Below are 17,101 nucleotides of genomic sequence, written 5' to 3'. Positions count from 1 at the left end.
CAGGGGCGGAGCCCCCTTGCCCCAGGGGTGGGCCTGCCGCAGGGCCTGCAGGCCATACCGGGTCAAGCGCCGAGGGGACCCACACACCACGGGACCCACCCCCGAAGCGAGCCGCCCGAAGCCCCCGCCCCACCCCTCGAAGCGAGCCCACCCCAAGGCGAACCCACCCGAGCCCGGCGCCCCACCGCCCAGCCCCCGCAGTCAGGCGCCGGTCGCCACCGGCAGGTCGGACGGCAGGCCCCACTCGCCCCACGAGCCGTCGTACACCGACAGCTCGTCGTACCCGGCGAGTTCGGCGCCGAGGGCCAGTACGCAGGCCGTGACCCCCGACCCGCAGCTGAAGTACAGCCGCTCTCGGTCCCCGGCCAGGCCGCTGAAGGCGGCCCTCAGCTCGGGCGCCGACCGCATGCGGCCCGCGGCCTGCACCTCGCCGAAGGGGAGGTTCAGCGAGCCGGGCATGTGGCCGCCGCGCAACCCGGGCCGGGGCTCGGGAGCCGTCCCGGCGAACCGTTCCCGCGTCCGGGCGTCGAACACGGCCGAGCCGGGGTCGGCCAGCGCCGCCGTCACCTCCGCGCTCCCCACGAGCAGCCCGGGACGCGGCCGGGCGGTGAAGTCCCCGCGCCCCCAGGAGCCCGTCGTGAGGGGCCGCCCGGACTCCACCGGCAGGCCCGCCGCCTCCCAGGCCGGCAGCCCGCCGTCGAGGACCGCCACCCGGTCGAAGCCCATCGCCCTGAACATCCACCGGGCGCGGGCGCTGGAGTAGACGCCGGCGGCGTCGTAGACGACCACGGTGCTGGCGTCGTCGATGCCGAGGGCCCGGGCCTCCTCCGTGAACGCGTCGGCACCCAGCATCGTGTGCGGCAGCGGGCTCGCATGGTCCGAGAACGCCCCGTCGATGTCGAAGACCCGTGTGCCGGGGATGCGGCGCTCGGTGCCGCGGTGGGCGCCGACCGACGCGTCGAGGACGACCAGATCCGGGGTGCCGAGCCGGGCGGCGAGCCACTCGCCGTCGGTGAGGGGGCCAAAGGGCATGGTGAACCGCCGTTCGCTCGGATGGCCGGACGATCAAGATCGCAGCGGGCGTCGCGGCCTGTCAACCGCCGCGGCGCGCACCCGCAACGGCCCACGAACGGACGTGCGCCCGAGCCCCCGCACCCGTACGTCCGACCGATCTGACCCATCCCGAGCCACCCACCAACCACCCACCAAACCCAGCCACTCGCCAACCCATCCCGAGCCCACCCCCAGCCACCCGCCAACCCATCCCGAGCCCACCCCCAGCCACCCGCCAACCCATCCCGAGCCCACCCCCAGCCACCCGCCAACCCATCCCGAGCCCACCCCCACCCACCACCCACCCCCACACACACACCACCCACCCCCACCCACCAGTCCACAAAGCACCCGTCATTCGATCGGATCAGGTCGGTGCTCCTCCCCCGGCTCGGGCAGCAGCCCGGCCTCCCGCAGGCGGGTCAGGGTGCGCTGCTCGTGCACCAGGCGCCCCACCAGCGCCCCGCCGTACACCACGAACCCCACGCCCACCAGCCAGGACTGCACGACGAGCAGCGTGCCGAACGGGCCGTAGACGACGGCATTGGAGGCGATCAGGGGCGAGAACACCAGCTGCGAGAAGATCCGCAGGCCCAGCAGCCCCAGCGTGGTGGCCACCGCGCCGGGCAGCAGCGCGCGCCAGCGGACCCGCCCGCCGAGCAGCAGTCGCTGCGAGACCCAGAAGAACAGGCAGGTGCCCACGACGTCGGCCAGGCCGGACAGCACGGTGCCGGCCAGGCCCGCGGTGGGGGAGGAGACCGCGATCAGCACCCCGAGGAAGAAGATCAGCAGCGCCAGCCACACCACGTGCCGCCACATGGTGTGCCAGCGGGCGGTGGGCAGGTCCCACACCTTTTCGTAGCCGGTCTGCACGGCCGACCCGAAGGTCAGGCCGAAGACGGCGAGGGCGGCCAGACCGAAGGCGGTGGTCCGCTCGAGGGCCTGGCCGCCGGAGTCGAAGAGCAGCTCGATCTGGCGCCGGGAGGTCTCCGACACCGCGAGCCCCTGCCCCAGCCACCGGCCGAAGCCCCGGAAGCTCTCGGGTGCGGCCGCGGCGACCACGATGAGGAGCGGGACGAGCGTGAGGAAGCCGAGCGCCGCGAACCCCATGGCCCGGTGCATCAGCTCCATCTCGCGCCCGCGGCTCCACGCCAGCCCGACGGCGGACCCGGTCACCCGGTCGTGCAGGTGCCGGAGCCGATGGGCGTCCCCGGATCCCGCGCCCGACGTCTTCGGTGTCACACTTCCTGACTACCACGAACCGGGCTATACCCCGCCAAACCGGCGGCAGACGGGTGGTTTCCGGTTCCCTCCCGGGCGTGTCCCTTCCGACGGCCGCGCCGGACGTGCGCGGCCCGCCTCAGTCGGCCGCCCGCCGCCGCTCCTCGTACCCGCGCACGCCGTCCAGCATCCACGTGTCCGGCCACCGGGCCCGGTCCACCGGACCGATCAGCCGCTCGCCGGCCACGCACCGGGGGTCGTCGCGCAGGGCCAGCCCGAACACCGCGTGGATGCGGACCATCTGGTCCTCCTCGTGCAGGAGCCCGGCGAGCACGTCGGCCGTCCACGGCTCGCGGTCGGAGTGCTCCGAGAGCCAGCCGCACACCGCGGCGCGTACGCCCGCGTCCGGATCCCGGGCGAGGGAGCGCACGGCCGCCACCGCCCCCGGGCCGAGCCGCCCCGCCGCGTCGGTGTCGAGGGAGCCCAGGACCATGCCGCGCAGCCGCGGGTCCGGGTGGGCGGCGAAGGCGAGGCCCGCGGCCTCCACCTCCGGGCCGGAGTGGTCGTTGAGGCCGAGCAGGACGGAGCGCAGCACGTCGGGGTGCTCCTCCTCGCCGGCCCACGCGAGGAAAACCCCGTGGGCGCGCCGCTCGAAGGGCTCCGCGGGTGCCACGATGCCGCCGGCCATCAGCCACAGCACCTCCGCGCCGAAGATCCGCCGCCGGGGCTCCGGGTCCGTGCGCAGCGCCAGCGCAGCGGCCCAGGTCTCGTCGTCGTGCCGCTTGGCCAGGACGCCCGTGACCGTGGACCAGCCCACGTGGTCGGGGTCGGGCCGCACCAGCGCGCGGTCCATCAGCTCGTCGAACGGCGCCCGGACGCCGAACTGCTCCTCCAGCTGCGTGAGGACCGCCGCGTGCCCGTCCCGCACCGTCACCCCGCCGAGCGTGACCTCCTCGTACGCGGTCCACCACCGGCGGTCCTCGAACCGGGTCCGCACCGCCGGTCCCGTGGCGCCGGTCCGGCGGCGCAGCTCGGCCTCCGTACCGTGCTCGCTCCACGGCCGGGCGCGGGCCAGCAGTTCCGCACGCGCGTCCGGGCGAATCCGCTGCGGGTCGCCGCCCGACAGCGCCCACACGGCCACGCCCACGTACCCCGAGTCGACCGCCCGCAGCAGCGGAGTGCTGCCGTCGGGCAGCCGCCGGTACGGGTCCGCGCCGCCGTCGACCAGTGCCTCCGCCACTTCCTCGTCGAAGGCCGCCACGGCCGGACACAGCGCCGGCAGCCCCGATCCGTCGGCGGCTTCCGGATCGGCCCCGGCCGCGAGCAGCGCCCGTACGGCGTCCGCGTCCCCGGACCGCACCGCCGCGAGCAGCACCGCGTCCCCGTCCGCGTCCCCGGGCCCGACCGCTGCGATGGACACCCCGTCCCCGACCATGCCCGTCCCCCCTCCGGGCGCGCACCCGCCCCTCAGCCGAGTGAACAACCCTGCGGGGCAGTACGGCTAGACCGTCCCCCGCAGGTCCTTGATGCGCTTGATCTTGCCGACCGAGCGTTCCAGGGTCTCCGGGTCCACGATCTCGATTCCCACCGAGACGCCGATGTTCTCCTTCACCGCCCGTACGATCGCGCCGGCCGCCGCCTCGCGCTCCGCGGCGGTGGCGTCCCGGCGGGCCTCCGCGCGCACCGTGAGGGCGTCCAGCCGGCCCTCGCGGGTCAGCCGGAGCTGGAAGTGCGGGGCCACCCCCGGGGTGCGGAGGAGGATCTCCTCGATCTGGGCGGGGTACAGGTTCACGCCCCGCAGGATGATCATGTCGTCGCTGCGGCCCGTCACCTTCTCCATCCGCCGGAAGGCCGGCCGCGCCGTCCCCGGCAGCAGCCGCGTCAGGTCCCGGGTGCGGTACCGGACCACCGGCATGGCCTCCTTCGTGAGCGAGGTGAACACCAGCTCGCCGAACTCGCCCTCCGGCAGGACCTCCCCGGTGAGCGGGTCCACCACCTCGGGCAGGAAGTGGTCCTCCCAGACGGTGAGCCCGTCCTTGGTCTCGACGCACTCCTGCGCCACGCCCGGGCCCATCACCTCCGACAGTCCGTAGATGTCGACGGCGTCGATGCCCAGGCGCTCCTCGATCTCGCGGCGCATCTCCTCGGTCCAGGGCTCGGCGCCGAAGATCCCGGTCCGCAGCGAGGTCGAGCGCGGGTCCACGCCCTGGCGCTCCATCTCGTCCAGCAGGGTGAGCATGTAGGACGGCGTCACCATGATGATCTCGGGCCTGAAGTCCTGGATCAGGCGGACCTGGCGCTCCGTCATGCCGCCCGAGGCCGGGATGACCGTGCAGCCGAGGCGTTCGGCCCCGTAGTGGGCGCCGAGGCCGCCGGTGAAGAGCCCGTACCCGTAGGCCACGTGGACCTTGTGTCCCGGGCGGCCGCCCGCGGCGCGGATGGAGCGGGCCACCACGTCGGCCCAGGTGTCCAGGTCCCGCTCGGTGTAGCCGACCACCGTGGGTAGGCCGGTGGTGCCGCTGGATGCGTGCAGCCGCCGGATCTCCGACTCGGGGACGGCGAACATCCCGAAGGGGTAGTTGTCGCGCAGGTCCGCCTTGGTGGTGAAGGGGAAGCGGGCCAGGTCCGCGAGGGCCGTGAGGTCCTCCGGGCGCACGCCGGCCTTGTCGAAGGCGTCGCGGTAGAAGGGCACCCGGTCGTAGGCGCGCCGCAGGGTCTCGCGCAGCCGGGTGAGCTGCAGCGCCTCCAGCTCCTCGCGGGTGAGCCGTTCCGCCGTGTCCAGGAGATCCGTCATGCCGAACGATCATTCGGTAGAGGGGCGGCCGCGTCAAGAACTCGGGCGCGCAAGCCTCCCCGGGCTGCTTGGATGGCGGCCATGTCGATCTTCACTTCCTCTGACGGGACCGAGCTGGCCTACCGGGTCGAGGGCACGGGCGCGCCCCTCGTCTGCCTCCCCGGCGGCCCCATGCGCGCCGCCGAGTACCTCGGCGACCTCGGCGGGCTGACCCGCACCCGGCGGCTGGTCCGGCTCGACCTGCGCGGCACCGGCGGCTCCGCGGTCCCGGCCGACCGGGGCACGTACCGGGTCGACCGACAGGTCGCCGACGTCGAGGCGCTGCGCGTCCACCTCGGGCTGGAGCGCCTGGACCTGCTCGCCCACTCGGCGGGCGGCAACCTCGCCCAGCTGTACGCCGCCGCGTACCCGGAGCGGGTGCGCCGCATGGTCCTCGTCACGCCCACGTCCTGGGCGCTGGGGCTCGGGACCACGACGGAGCAGCGGCTCGCGGCGGCCCGGCGGCGGGCCGGCGAGCCGTGGTTCGAGGAGGCCTACCCGGCCCTGGAGAAGTTCTACGCCGGCGGCGACTGGGACGACCGCATGCTGCCGTTCTTCTACGGGCGCTGGGACGCGGCGGCCGAGGCGCACGCGGCCCGCGACGAGGACCAGACCAACCTGGAGGCCGCCGAGGCGTTCGGCGCCGAAGGCGCCTACGACCCGCCCGCCACGCGCGCCGCGCTCGCCCGACTGACCTCAGAGGTCCTGGTCCTGGCGGGCGCGTACGACGGCAACCCGACCCCGGAGCTCGCCGAGGAGCTGGCGGCCCTCTTCCCGGCCGGCCGGTGCGTGGTCCAGGCGGACGCCGGCCACTTCCCGTGGGTCGACGCCCCGGAGTGGTTCGCGGACACGGTGGAGGCGTTCCTGGCGGAGTGAGGGAGGGGCGGCCGGGCGGCTCGGCGCGGGGGCGGCTCCAGGAGTGCGGGGGCGGGGCCGGGGCCGACCGCGTGGCCCCGCGGGCGTCCGTGCGTGTCCCGCGGCCCCGGTCCGGTACCCGGCACGAGGCTGGGCGGATGCACGCCGTCCTGCACGCCCTGTCCATCACCGGCGCGATGACCTGGCAGATCACGTGGGCCCTCGTCCTCGGCTTCACGCTGTCCGCCATCGTCCAGGCGGTCGTCCGCACCTCCAGCGTCGTGTCCCTGCTCGGCGACGACCGCCCCCGCACGCTCGCGGTCGCCGCGGGGCTGGGCGCGGCGTCGTCCTCGTGCTCGTACGCCGCGGTGGCGCTGGCCCGCTCCCTGTTCCGCAAGGGGGCGCACTTCACCTCCGCGATGGCCTTCGAGATCGCCTCCACCAACCTCGTCATCGAACTGGGGGTGATCCTGGCGCTGCTGATGGGCTGGCAGTTCACGGCCGCCGAGTTCGTCGGCGGCCCCGTGATGATCGTCGTACTGGCGGTGCTGTTCCGGCGGTTCCTCCGCGCGGACCTGCTGCGCGAGGCGCGCGACCAGGCCGAGCGCGGTGTGGCCGGCTCCATGGAGGGCCACGCCGCGATGGACATGTCGGTGCGGGCCGAGGGCTCCCTGGCGCGCCGGCTGTTCTCCCGAGAGGGGTACACGTCGGTCTCGCACGTCTTCGTCATGGAGTGGGCGGCCATCCTGCGCGACGTGGTGGTCGGGCTGCTGATCGCCGGGGCCGTCGCCGCCTGGGTGCCGGACTCCTTCTGGCACGGCTTCTTCTTCGAGGGGCACCCGCTCGCCGCCAAGCTGTGGGGCCCGCTGATCGGCCCGCTGGTCGCGATCGCGTCCTTCGTGTGCTCGGTCGGCAACGTGCCGCTCGCCGTCGTGCTGTGGCAGGGCGGCATCAGCTTCGGCGGCGTGGTCTCCTTCATCTTCGCCGACCTGCTGATCGTGCCGATCCTGAACATCTACCGGAAGTACTACGGACGCCGGACGGCCCTGTTCCTGCTCGTCACGTTCTACACCGCGATGGTCGTCGCCGGGTACGTCGTCGAGCTCCTCTTCGGCGCGCTGGGCCTCATCCCCGACCAGGCGGACGCCGAGCTCCCGACCGACGGGGTGAGCTGGGACTACACCACCTACCTCAACATCGCCTTCCTGCTCCTCGCGGCCGCGTTCGTCGTGCGCTTCTTCCGCACCGGGGGTCGGGAGATGCTGCGCATGATGGGCGGCGGCCCGCCGGCGCCGGGCGGCGCGCCCGCCCACGAGCACTGACGGGGCGCCCGCCCACGAGCACCGCCGCGGTGCCCGTCCCGCATCCGCGGGCCGGACGCCCCGGCGGCCGAGCGGCGCGGGCCGTCCGTCGCGGCCGCCGTACGGAACTAGTCCGCAGCTGCGCCCCGGTCCGCCGCCGTGGCGACCTCGCGGGCCCACCGGTAGTCCGCCTTGCCGCTCGGCGAGCGCTGGACGACGTCGGCGATCACCAGCTGGCGCGGGATCTTGTAGCCGGCCAGCCGGGTCCGGCAGTGCGTCTGGATCTCCTCCAGCGTGGGGGCGGGCGCGCCGGACCGGAGCTGCACCACCGCCGCCACGTGGCTGCCCCACCTGGCGTCCGAGACCCCGGCGACCAGCACGTCGTACACGTCCGGATGGGCCTTGAGGGCCTGCTCGACCTCCTCCGGGTAGACCTTCTCGCCCCCGGTGTTGATGCACTGCGAGCCGCGCCCGAGGACGGTGACGATGCCGTCCTCGTCGACGGTGGCCATGTCGCCGAGCAGTACCCAGCGCTCGCCCGCGCGCTGGAAGAAGGTCTCCGCGGTCTTCGCGGCGTCGTTGTAGTAGCCGAGCGGTACGTGGCCGCGCTGGGCCAGCCGTCCCGGCACGCCCACCGGCACCGGTTCGTGGGTGACCGGGTCCACGACCCGGGTGCGCTCGTTGACCTCCAGCCGGAAGCCCTTCTCCGGGCCCGAGTCGTCGGTGGCCCGACCGTTGGAACCGGACTCGGAGGAGCCGAAGTTGTTCAGCAGCATCACGGCGGGGGCCAGCCGCCGGAACTCGTCGCGCACCGACTCCGACATGATCGCGCCCGAGGAGGACACGCTGAAGAGGGAGGACAGGTCGGTGCCGGCCAGCGGCCCCTTGAGGGCGTCGATCAGCGGCCGCAGCATCGCGTCCCCCACCAGCGAGACGCTGGAGACCTTCTCCTTCTCGATCGTGCGGAGCAGTTCCTCCGGCACGTACTTGCGGTGGATGACGATCCGCTGGCCGTAGTTGAAGGCCACGAAAGACGTCAGCGTCGACGTGCCGTGCATCAACGGGGGAGCGGGGAAGAAGGTCAGTCCGGCGCCACGGGCGGCCACCCGCTCGGCCAACTCCTCCGGCCGCTTGACCGGCTCGCCCGTCGGTTCGCCGCCGAACAGCCCCGCGAAGAACAGGTCCTCCTGGCGCCACATCACGCCCTTGGGCATCCCGGTCGTACCGCCGGTGTAGATGATGAACAGGTCGTCGGGCGAGCGGGGCGGGAACCCGCGCTCCGGCGATCCCTCCGCCTCGGCGTCCGCGTACGCCACCGGCGCGATCGCGGGCTCGGGCGCCCCCTCGGGGACGTCGCCCACCCGTACCAGGTGGCGCAGCTTCTCCGTCTGCGGCAGCGCGGCCGCCACCCGCGCGGTGAACTCGCCGTCGAAGACCAGTGCCGCCAGGTCCGCGTCCCGGTAGAGGTAGACCAGCTCGTCCTCGACGTAGCGGTAGTTCACGTTGACCGGCACCAGGCGCGCCTTCAGGCAGGCCAGTACGGTCTGGAGGTACTCCACCCCGTTGTAGAGGTGCAGCCCGAGGTGTTCGCCCGGGCGCAGGCCCCGGTCGATCAGGTGGTGGGCGAGCCGGTTGGCCGCCGCGTCCAGCTCCCGGTAGGTCAGCCGGCGCTCGGCGCCGGTGCCCGGGTGGTCGACGTACACGAGCGCCTCGCGGTCCGGGACCACGTCCACCACCGACTCGAACAGGTCGGCAAGGTTGTACTCCACCACGTCCTCCTGACCCGGGAACGACCTCGTCCGCACGGGTTCCGTACGGATGGCTGCCGATTACAACGTCGACCGCTCCAACAGGGAAGGGCGCCGCCCAAGAAATCTGACTGACTGTCAGAAAACTATTGAACTGCACGGGCCCCTCCTGCAACCTGTTCTAGGTCTTGAGACGGGAGGACGGCAATGGGCGGGACGGAACACCTCACCGTGGAGCGCCGCGGCGCCACGCTGGTGCTCACCATGAACAGACCGGAGGCCAAGAACGCGCTCTCGCTACCCCTGCTGGTGGGCCTGTACGACGGCTGGCTGGCGGCCGACGAGGACGACGCGATCCGGTCCGTCGTCCTGACCGGCGCGGGCGGCGACTTCTGCGCGGGCATGGACCTCAAGGCCCTGGCGGGCCGGGGAATGGCCGGCGACCACTACCGCGACCGCCTCAAGGCCGACCCCGACCTGCACTGGAAGGCCATGCTCCGCCACCACCGGCCCCGCAAGCCGGTCATCGCCGCCGTCGAGGGGTACTGCGTCGCCGGCGGGACCGAGATCCTCCAGGGCACCGACATCCGGGTGGCCGCCGAGAGCGCCACCTTCGGGCTCTTCGAGGTCAAGCGAGGGCTGTTCCCCATCGGCGGCTCCACCGTCCGCCTCCAGCGCCAGATCCCGCGCACCCACGCCCTGGAGATGCTGCTCACCGGCCGCCCGTACACCGCGGCCGAGGCGGAGCGGATCGGCCTGGTCGGCCGCGTGGTCCCCGACGGCACCGCGCTCGAGGCGGCCCTCGGGATCGCCGAACAGATCAACGCCTGCGGCCCGCTCGCCGTCGAGGCCGTCAAGGCCTCCGTCTACGAGACCGCCGAGCTGACCGAGACCGAGGGCCTCGCCTCCGAACTCACCCGCGGCTGGCCGGTCTTCGACACCGCGGACGCCAAGGAGGGCGCCCGCGCCTTCGCCGAGAAGCGCCCGCCGGTCTACCGGCGCGCCTGACCCCCTCCGCCCGGCCGCGGCGCGCCGCGACACGAGCGCGCGAGCAGCCGGAACATCCAGAACAGCAGCCGGAACAGCCGGAACAGCAGCGCGAGCAGCCGCCCGAACCGTCCCCGCAGCCGCCCGAGCCGCCCGAGAAGGAGCCCTGACCGCCGTGTCCGAAGTCCTCAGTGCGCCCCTGGTCGTCGAGTTCCCCTTCACCCGCTCCCTCGGTCCGGTCCAGAGCGCCTTCCTCACCGGACTGCGCGAGCGGACCGTCCTCGGCGTCACGACCTCCGACGGGAAGGTGATGGTGCCGCCCGTCGAGTACGACCCCGTCACCGCAGCCGAGATCCGCGAGCTCGTCGAGGTCGGCACCACCGGCACCGTGACCACCTGGGCCTGGAACCCCCGGCCGCGCCCCCACCAGCCCCTCGACACCCCGTTCGCCTGGGTGCTCGTACGGCTCGACGGCGCCGACACCGCGCTGCTCCACGTCCTCGACGCCCCCGGCCCGGACGCGGTGCGCACCGGCATGCGGGTACGGATCCGCTGGGCCGCCGAACGCACCGGCGCCATCACCGACATCGCCTGCTTCGAACCGCACGGGGACGACGCCGCGCAGACTGCGGCCGCCCCGCACGACGGCGTCTTCGCGGACCCCGTCACCGGCATCGTCGCCGAGGCCCGCCTCGACTACACCTACAGCCCCGGCCGGGCCCAGACCGCCTACATCAACGCCCTCGCCGAGCGCCGCACCGTCGGCGAGCGCTGCCCGTCCTGCCACAAGGTGTACGTACCGCCCCGCGGCGCCTGCCCCACCTGCGGCGTCGCCACCACCGACCGCGTCGAGGTCGGGCCCGCCGGCACCGTCACCACCTTCTGCATCGTCAACATCAAGGCCAAGAACCTCGACATCGAGGTGCCGTACGTGTACGCGCACATCGCCCTGGACGGCGCCGGCCTCGCCCTCCACGGCCGGATCGGCGGCATCCCGTACGACCAGGTCCGCATGGGGCTGCGGGTGGAACCGGTGTGGACCGAGGGCGGCCGCCACCCCGACCACTACCGGCCCACCGGCGAGCCGGACGCCGACTACGACGCGTACAAGGAGCTGCTCTGATGGCACACGCCGCACCGGCGAACGGCACCGACGACCGCGACATCGCCGTGGTCGCCTTCGCGCAGAGCGACCACCTGCGCCGCACCGACGAGCTCAGCGAAGTCGAGATGGTCATGCCGGTCCTCCACGAGGTCCTGGCCCGCACCGGACTGAAGGCCGGCGAGATCGGCTTCACCTGCTCCGGCTCCAGCGACTACCTGGCCGGCCGCGCCTTCTCCTTCACCATGACCCTCGACGGCGTCGGCGCCTGGCCCCCCATCTCCGAGTCCCACGTCGAGATGGACGGCGCCTGGGCCCTGTACGAGGCCTGGGTCAAGCTCCGCACCGGCGAGGCCGACACCGCCCTCGTCTACGCCTACGGCAAGTCCTCGCCCGGCTCCGTGCGCGACGTCCTCACCCGCCAGCTCGACCCGTACTACGTCGCCCCCCTCTGGCCGGACTCCGTCGCCCTCGCGGCCCTCCAGGCCCGGGCACTGATCGACGCCGGCGACACCGACGAGGCCGCCCTGGCCGCCGTCGCCGCACGCAGCCGCACCGCGGCCGCCGACGCCAACCCGCACGCCCAGCTGCGCGGCGAACTCCCCATGGGCGACCACGAGGTGGCCCCGCTGCGCACCGGGGACTGCCCGCCCGTCGGCGACGGCGCCGCCGCCGTGATCCTGGCCGCCGGGGACACCGCCCGCCGGCTCTGCGCCCGCCCCGCCTGGATCCGCGGGATCGACCACCGCATCGAGGCGCACGGCCTCGGCCTGCGCGACCTCACCGACTCGCCCTCCACCCGGCTGGCCGCCCGACGCGCCGGCCTCTTCGACCGCCCGGTCGACACCGCGGAACTGCACGCGCCCTTCACCTCCCAGGAGGTGGTCCTGCGCAAGGCCCTCGGCCTCGGCGACGACGTCACCGTCAACCCCTCCGGGGGCGCCCTGGCCGCCAACCCGATGATGGCCGCCGGCCTCATCCGCATCGGCGAGGCCGCCGCCCGCATCCACCGCGGCGCCTCCGACCGCGCCGTCGCACACGCCACCTCCGGCCCCTGCCTCCAGCAGAACCTGGTCGCCGTCCTGGAAGGAGACGCGTCATGAGCAAGGAGCCCGTGGCCGTCGTCGGAATCGGCCAGACCAAGCACGTGGCCGCCCGCCACGACGTGTCCATCGCCGGCCTCGTCCGCGAGGCCGCCCGGCGCGCCCTCGACGACGCCGGACTCGACTGGGCGGACGTCGACGCGGTCGTCATCGGCAAGGCCCCCGACTTCTTCGAGGGCGTCATGATGCCGGAGCTCTACCTCGCCGACGCCCTCGGCGCGGTCGGCAAGCCCATGCTCCGCGTCCACACGGCCGGCTCCGTGGGCGGCTCCACCGCGCTCGTCGCCGCCAACCTGGTCGCGGCCCGGGTCCACCGGACCGTCCTGACCCTCGCGTTCGAGAAGCAGTCCGAGTCCAACGCCATGTGGGGCCTGTCCCTGCCGGTCCCCTTCCAGCAGCCGCTGCTCGCCGGCGCCGGCGGCTTCTTCGCCCCGCACGTGCGCGCCTACATGCGGCGCACCGGCGCCCCCGACACCGTCGGCTCCCTCGTCGCCTACAAGGACCGCCGCAACGCGCTGAAGAACCCCTACGCCCACCTCCACGAGCACGACGTCACCCTGGAGAAGGTCCAGGCCTCGCCCATGCTCTGGGACCCCATCCGCTACTCCGAGACCTGCCCGTCCTCCGACGGCGCCTGCGCCATGGTCCTCACCGACACCGAGGGCGCCCGGCGCGCCCCGCACCCGCCGGCCTGGCTGCACGGCGGGGCGATGCGCAGCGAGCCCACCCTCTTCGCGGGCAAGGACTTCGTCTCCCCGCAGGCCGGCAAGGACTGCGCCGCCGACGTCTACCGGCAGGCCGGCATCACCGACCCGCGCCGGCAGATCGACGCCGTCGAGATGTACGTGCCGTTCTCCTGGTACGAGCCCATGTGGCTGGAGAACCTCGGCTTCGCGCAGGAGGGCGAGGGCTGGAAGCTCACCGAGTCGGGCGTCACCGAACTCGACGGCGACCTGCCCGTGAACCCCTCCGGCGGCGTGCTCTCCACCAACCCCATCGGCGCCTCCGGCATGATCCGCTTCGCCGAGGCGGCCCTCCAGGTCCGCGGCCGCGCCGGCGAGCACCAGGTCCCCGGCGCCCGGCGCGCCCTGGGCCACGCCTACGGCGGCGGCGCCCAGTTCTTCGCGATGTGGCTGGTCGGCTCGGAGCCGCCGAACACGTGACGGGGCGCGCCCCGCCCGCAGCCGCCCGTTCGTACGGACGTACGGGCGGCGGCAGGGGCCCACCGCGGCGATCTGTCCGGCACCCGGCCGCGTCGCTACCCTGGGCCACCGGACGACGCAAGCGACCGGAGGGAGCCAGCATGACCATTCAGCCGATGACCGGGTGGGGCAAGCCGGACCTGGACCTGAGCAACGCGGACTGGCAGTCCAGCAGCCAGGGGGCGGGGGACGTCCAGATCGCGTTCGTCGAGGGATTCATCGCGATGCGCAACGGCGAGCGCCCCGAGAGCCCCTCCCTGATCTTCGCCCCGGACGAGTGGCGGGCCTTCGTCCTGGGCGCCCGCGAGGGCGAGTTCGACCTGACATGACCAGGTGACACCCCCACCCGCCGCCACGCCGCCCGGGACCGTCGTGCCCGGGCCGGCGGGGCCGGTTGTCAGCGGCCGGAGCTAGCCTCCCGGCATGAACGATCACCTGCTGGACCGGATCGCCGGCGACCCCGCGATCGCCGCGTACCTCGCCTGGCCGGGCGACTTCGTCGTCGACCGCGACCGAGAGCCCGTGGAGCCCGTCGTACTGCCCACCGGCGCGCACCTCGAGGTCATCGGCGGCTGCGGGGCGGGCGGCAGCTACTTCCTGGTGGGACCCGAGGGCAGCCCCGACCGGCCGGTCCTGTACGCCGACTCCGAGGGCGGGGCCACGCTCCTGGCCGAGGACCTCGCCGAGGCCGTGACGCTGATCGCCTGCCTGCCGTACTGGCGGGACGCCGGGCACGGGCATCCGCTGGCCGACCTCGACGAGGAACTGCGCGAGATGCACCCGGAGTTCGAGGCCGACCGGGACCGGACCCTGGCCGCGCTCGGACTCGCCCCCGTCCCGCAGGAGGAGGCCCTGGCCCGACTGCGCGCCACCGCCGCCCGTACGGCTCCCGGCCACCTGCCCTTCGTACCGGACGACGACCACCTCCCGTACGAGCCGCTGTTCGGCGACCCGGGCGAGTAGTCGCCCCCGCCCCGCCGTCAGCCCAGCAGTTCCCGGAGCCGCCCCGGTGGGCGGTGCCACGACATCGGCGTCGACGCGCGGGTCGGCGTACGCGAAGGCCTCGGCCGGCCGCCCGGGGCACGTGCGCCGGGCGACCACGCCACTTGCGCTCCACCCCCGGCCGTCCGGCCGGAGCCGGGGGCGCCTAGGCTCCGGTGGGTGAACGACACCACACCCCACCTGCGGATCAGGCCCGGAGGCCCGGCCGACGTACCCGCCATCCTCGACATGCTCGACTCCGCGGTGGCCTGGATGAACGCCCGCGGCAACACGGAGCAGTGGGGCACGACGCCGTACTCGAAGGCGCCCGGCGGCGTCGAGCGGGTAGAGCGGTACACGACCGAGAACCGCCCCTTCGTCGCGGAGCTGGACGGCACGCCCGTCGGCGCCGTGGTGCTGGACTCCAGGCCCAGCCCCCGGATGCCGATCGAGCCCGCCGACGAGCCCGAGGTGTACGTACGCCTGCTCGTCTCCGACCGCCGGCACGCCGGTCGCGGCATCGGGGCGGCCCTGCTGGCCCACGCCGTCGAAGAGACCCGGCGGGCGGGCGTGGACCTGCTCCGGGTCGACTGCTGGGCGGGCGGCGGGGGCGCGCTGGTCGCGTTCTACGAGCGCAACGGCTTCCGGCCCACGGACGGCTTCCTGGACGGCCGGTGGCCGGGCCAGGTGCTGGCCCGGCGCGTCGGCTGACGGCCGCCCCGGCGGCACGTTCGGACGGCGACTAAAATGTCCGGCATGGATCCGGTACGGGCGATCGCCGAGGCCCCGGCCGCGAGCGAGGCCGCCCCCGCGCGGCAAGAAGGGCCCTGATGACCGACCCCGTCACCGTTCCGACGTACGACGACGTGGCCGAGGCCGCGCTGCGGATCGAGGGGCACGCCCACCGCACCCCGGTCATGCGCTCCCGGCAGGTCAACGAACAGCTGGGCCTCGACGTGCTGTTCAAGTGCGAGAGCTTCCAGCGCATGGGCGCCTTCAAGTTCCGCGGGGCCTTCAACGCCCTGTCGCGGTTCACCCCCGCCCAGCGCGCAGCCGGCGTGGTCGCGTACTCCTCCGGTAACCACGCCCAGGCCGTCGCCCTGGCCGCCCGCCTGCTCGGCATCCCCGCCACCATCGTGATGCCGCTGGACGCCCCGGCCGCGAAGGTGGCCGCCACCAAGGGCTACGGGGGGCAGGTCGTCACGTACGACCGCTACACGGAGGACCGCGAGGAGATCGGCCGCACCCTGGCCGAGGAGCGCGGGCTCACGCTGATCCCCCCGTACGACCACCCGCACATCATCGCCGGGCAGGGCACGGCCGCGAAGGAGCTGTTCGAGGAGGCCGGGGAACTCGACGCGCTGTTCGTGCCGCTGGGCGGCGGCGGGCTCCTGTCCGGCTCCACGCTGTCGGCCCGCGCCCTCGCACCCCGCTGCCGCCTGGTCGGCGTCGAGCCCGAGGCGGGCGACGACGGCCTGCGCTCGCTCGCCGAGGGCCGCATCGTGCACATCGACACCCCCCAGACCATCGCGGACGGCGCGCAGACCCAGCACATCGGGAAGCTGCCGTTCGAGATCCTGTCCCGCGAGAAGGTGGAGGTCACGACCGCCGCCGACGACGAACTCGTCGCGTCGATGCGGCTGTTCGCCACCTACCTCAAACTCGTCGTGGAACCCACCGGCTGCCTCGGGCTCGCGGCCCTGCGCAACATGGCCCACGAACTGCCCGGCGCCCGCGTCGGCGTCATCGTCTCCGGCGGCAACATCGACCTGGCCCGCTTCGCCCAGCTCCTCCTCGGCGGCCGGCCCTAGCCGGGCCGGCCCGCGCTCACGGTCCACTGCTGGTCCGGACCGAGGACCGCCGTCATCGAGACCGTGCCGTCGTAGGGGAGCGCCGCCTCGTTCGCGAGCTCCTCCACCTCCAGTGCCTCGCCCTGGAAGAAGGTGCCGGCCGTGACGGAGAAGGCGGGGCGCGGCGTGAACCGCGGGGTCGCACCGGGCTCGGCCTGCACCGCGAAGACGGGTGCGCCGCTCAGGCCGATGCCGACGGAGGCGGTGAGGGAGTGGCACGCGTTCCTCCTCCGAAGGGCGGGGGCCGGCACCCGCGGGAGTGGTGCGCGGCGTGCCGGGGCGGTCCCCAGACTCACCTCCGCGACCGCGCTGGGAGGAGCGGCGGCCGGGCCGATCCGCCGGTCGGGCCCGCTCCTTCACCCGCCGGTGGACCTATGCTGCGCCCATGAGCGGCGAAAGCGACCTCACCAAGCTCCTCGGCGGCATGCGTCCGGAACTGAACCCTGGCCGGTACGTCTTCTGCACCGTGGCCGGCAGCGTCGTCCCGCCCGGTGTGCACCCCGTGGCCACCGTCGCCGAGGCCGAGGGGCTCACCCTCGTGCTGCGCCAGGAGGAGGCCGACGCGGAGCGGCTGGCCTACGACTACGTGGCCGGCTGGATCACCCTCCGCATCCACTCCGCCCTGGACGCGGTCGGTCTGACCGGCGCCTTCGCCCGCGAGCTCGCAGCGGCGGGGCTGAGCTGCAACGTGATCGCCGGCTACCACCACGACCACCTCTTCGTACCGGTCGAACGGGCGACCGAGGCGGTGGCGCTCCTCGAAGCGCTCGCCGCCCGCTCGGCCACCGGGACACAGGCCTGAGCCGCCCCCGGAAACGGGCCTGCGCCGCCCCGGGACACCGGCCCGAGCCGCCCCGCCCACCCG

At 74.1% G+C, this 17,101-nt stretch carries 17 protein-coding genes; 11 read left to right on the top strand and 6 right to left on the bottom strand.

What is annotated here, in order from left to right; all coding sequences use genetic code 11:
• Positions 1-201: 201 nt before the first annotated feature.
• From ACIQCH_RS24745 to paaK, 4 genes are all read right to left on the bottom strand, one after another.
• Entirely contained in the window at positions 202-1,032 is an 831-nt protein-coding gene (locus tag ACIQCH_RS24745) for a sulfurtransferase (RefSeq protein ID WP_402584245.1), read from the bottom strand.
• Between the two features lie 375 nt (positions 1,033-1,407).
• On the bottom strand, positions 1,408-2,295 hold the full coding sequence (locus ACIQCH_RS24740) for a YhjD/YihY/BrkB family envelope integrity protein (protein ID WP_402584243.1): 888 nt from the start codon (positions 2,293-2,295) through the stop codon (positions 1,408-1,410).
• A gap of 118 nt (positions 2,296-2,413) precedes the next feature.
• Entirely contained in the window at positions 2,414-3,694 is a 1,281-nt protein-coding gene (locus ACIQCH_RS24735; protein WP_402584241.1) for a HEAT repeat domain-containing protein, read from the bottom strand.
• 81 nt (positions 3,695-3,775) lie between these two features.
• On the bottom strand, positions 3,776-5,068 hold the full coding sequence (paaK, locus tag ACIQCH_RS24730; RefSeq protein WP_402584239.1) for a phenylacetate--CoA ligase PaaK: 1,293 nt from the start codon (positions 5,066-5,068) through the stop codon (positions 3,776-3,778).
• Between the two features lie 81 nt (positions 5,069-5,149).
• On the opposite strand from paaK, the gene ACIQCH_RS24725 reads away from it, so the two are divergent.
• Both ACIQCH_RS24725 and ACIQCH_RS24720 read left to right on the top strand, forming a co-directional pair.
• Complete coding sequence (locus ACIQCH_RS24725) at positions 5,150-5,983, top strand: alpha/beta fold hydrolase (protein ID WP_402584237.1); 834 nt, start codon at positions 5,150-5,152, stop codon at positions 5,981-5,983.
• A gap of 137 nt (positions 5,984-6,120) precedes the next feature.
• Positions 6,121-7,284 (top strand): permease, encoded by a 1,164-nt coding sequence (locus ACIQCH_RS24720; RefSeq protein WP_402584235.1) that lies wholly within the window; start codon positions 6,121-6,123, stop codon positions 7,282-7,284.
• 107 nt (positions 7,285-7,391) lie between these two features.
• Here the strand turns inward: ACIQCH_RS24720 and ACIQCH_RS24715 are convergent, their stop codons facing one another.
• Entirely contained in the window at positions 7,392-9,032 is a 1,641-nt protein-coding gene (locus ACIQCH_RS24715) for an acyl-CoA synthetase (RefSeq protein WP_402584233.1), read from the bottom strand.
• A 186-nt stretch (positions 9,033-9,218) separates the two neighbouring features.
• Here ACIQCH_RS24715 and ACIQCH_RS24710 point away from each other — a divergent pair, with 186 nt between their 5' ends.
• The 8 genes from ACIQCH_RS24710 to ACIQCH_RS24675 all read left to right on the top strand — a co-directional run bounded on the left by ACIQCH_RS24710 (position 9,219) and on the right by ACIQCH_RS24675 (position 16,197).
• Positions 9,219-10,019 (top strand): crotonase/enoyl-CoA hydratase family protein, encoded by an 801-nt coding sequence (locus tag ACIQCH_RS24710; protein WP_402584231.1) that lies wholly within the window; start codon positions 9,219-9,221, stop codon positions 10,017-10,019.
• Positions 10,020-10,173: 154 nt separating this feature from the next.
• Positions 10,174-11,121, top strand: a complete 948-nt coding sequence (locus ACIQCH_RS24705; RefSeq protein ID WP_402584229.1) for an OB-fold domain-containing protein — start codon at positions 10,174-10,176, stop codon at positions 11,119-11,121.
• Positions 11,121-12,203: a thiolase domain-containing protein gene (locus ACIQCH_RS24700; RefSeq protein ID WP_402584227.1), complete on the top strand. Its 1,083-nt coding sequence runs from the start codon at positions 11,121-11,123 to the stop codon at positions 12,201-12,203. The genes ACIQCH_RS24705 and ACIQCH_RS24700 overlap by 1 nt, the downstream gene beginning before the upstream one ends.
• Positions 12,200-13,366, top strand: coding sequence for a thiolase domain-containing protein (locus ACIQCH_RS24695; RefSeq protein ID WP_402584225.1), 1,167 nt, complete (start codon positions 12,200-12,202; stop codon positions 13,364-13,366). Before ACIQCH_RS24700 ends, ACIQCH_RS24695 begins: the two co-directional genes overlap by 4 nt.
• Positions 13,367-13,506: 140 nt before the next feature.
• Positions 13,507-13,734: a DUF397 domain-containing protein gene (locus ACIQCH_RS24690; protein WP_402584224.1), complete on the top strand. Its 228-nt coding sequence runs from the start codon at positions 13,507-13,509 to the stop codon at positions 13,732-13,734.
• Positions 13,735-13,828: 94 nt separating this feature from the next.
• Positions 13,829-14,368 carry a hypothetical protein gene (locus ACIQCH_RS24685; RefSeq protein WP_402584222.1) on the top strand — a complete coding sequence of 180 codons (540 nt, stop codon included), beginning with the start codon at positions 13,829-13,831 and terminating at the stop codon, positions 14,366-14,368.
• A 198-nt stretch (positions 14,369-14,566) separates the two neighbouring features.
• On the top strand, positions 14,567-15,097 hold the full coding sequence (locus ACIQCH_RS24680; RefSeq protein ID WP_402584221.1) for a GNAT family N-acetyltransferase: 531 nt from the start codon (positions 14,567-14,569) through the stop codon (positions 15,095-15,097).
• Between the two features lie 119 nt (positions 15,098-15,216).
• Positions 15,217-16,197, top strand: coding sequence for a threo-3-hydroxy-L-aspartate ammonia-lyase (locus ACIQCH_RS24675; protein ID WP_402584219.1), 981 nt, complete (start codon positions 15,217-15,219; stop codon positions 16,195-16,197).
• Here ACIQCH_RS24675 and ACIQCH_RS24670 read toward each other — a convergent pair.
• A complete protein-coding gene (locus ACIQCH_RS24670) occupies positions 16,194-16,487 on the bottom strand; it encodes a hypothetical protein (RefSeq protein WP_402584217.1) in 294 nt (97 codons plus the stop codon). The genes ACIQCH_RS24675 and ACIQCH_RS24670 overlap by 4 nt on opposite strands.
• A 134-nt stretch (positions 16,488-16,621) precedes the next feature.
• Here ACIQCH_RS24670 and ACIQCH_RS24665 point away from each other — a divergent pair, with 134 nt between their 5' ends.
• Positions 16,622-17,038 carry an ACT domain-containing protein gene (locus ACIQCH_RS24665; protein WP_402584215.1) on the top strand — a complete coding sequence of 139 codons (417 nt, stop codon included), beginning with the start codon at positions 16,622-16,624 and terminating at the stop codon, positions 17,036-17,038.
• The last annotated feature ends 63 nt before the right edge of the window (positions 17,039-17,101 follow it).

Origin of the sequence: Streptomyces sp. NPDC093225 (assembly GCF_044753805.1) — a bacterium.
In the GTDB taxonomy this organism is placed as follows: Bacteria; Actinomycetota; Actinomycetes; order Streptomycetales; family Streptomycetaceae; genus Streptomyces.
The sequence above is the reverse complement of the archived record's forward strand: the minus strand, read 5'-3'. Positions and strand labels throughout refer to the sequence as shown.

What these genes read in the sequence shown, in the direction of transcription:
- paaK (WP_402584239.1), bottom strand. Translation starts at nt 5,068, where the DNA reads ATGACGGATCTCCTGGACACGGCGGAACGGCTCACCCGCGAGGAGCTG.
- ACIQCH_RS24685 (WP_402584222.1), top strand. Translation starts at nt 13,829, where the DNA reads ATGAACGATCACCTGCTGGACCGGATCGCCGGCGACCCCGCGATCGCC.
- ACIQCH_RS24710 (WP_402584231.1), top strand. Translation starts at nt 9,219, where the DNA reads ATGGGCGGGACGGAACACCTCACCGTGGAGCGCCGCGGCGCCACGCTG.
- ACIQCH_RS24725 (WP_402584237.1), top strand. Translation starts at nt 5,150, where the DNA reads ATGTCGATCTTCACTTCCTCTGACGGGACCGAGCTGGCCTACCGGGTC.
- ACIQCH_RS24675 (WP_402584219.1), top strand. Translation starts at nt 15,217, where the DNA reads ATGACCGACCCCGTCACCGTTCCGACGTACGACGACGTGGCCGAGGCC.
- ACIQCH_RS24690 (WP_402584224.1), top strand. Translation starts at nt 13,507, where the DNA reads ATGACCATTCAGCCGATGACCGGGTGGGGCAAGCCGGACCTGGACCTG.
- ACIQCH_RS24695 (WP_402584225.1), top strand. Translation starts at nt 12,200, where the DNA reads ATGAGCAAGGAGCCCGTGGCCGTCGTCGGAATCGGCCAGACCAAGCAC.
- ACIQCH_RS24700 (WP_402584227.1), top strand. Translation starts at nt 11,121, where the DNA reads ATGGCACACGCCGCACCGGCGAACGGCACCGACGACCGCGACATCGCC.
- ACIQCH_RS24745 (WP_402584245.1), bottom strand. Translation starts at nt 1,032, where the DNA reads ATGCCCTTTGGCCCCCTCACCGACGGCGAGTGGCTCGCCGCCCGGCTC.
- ACIQCH_RS24665 (WP_402584215.1), top strand. Translation starts at nt 16,622, where the DNA reads ATGAGCGGCGAAAGCGACCTCACCAAGCTCCTCGGCGGCATGCGTCCG.
- ACIQCH_RS24720 (WP_402584235.1), top strand. Translation starts at nt 6,121, where the DNA reads ATGCACGCCGTCCTGCACGCCCTGTCCATCACCGGCGCGATGACCTGG.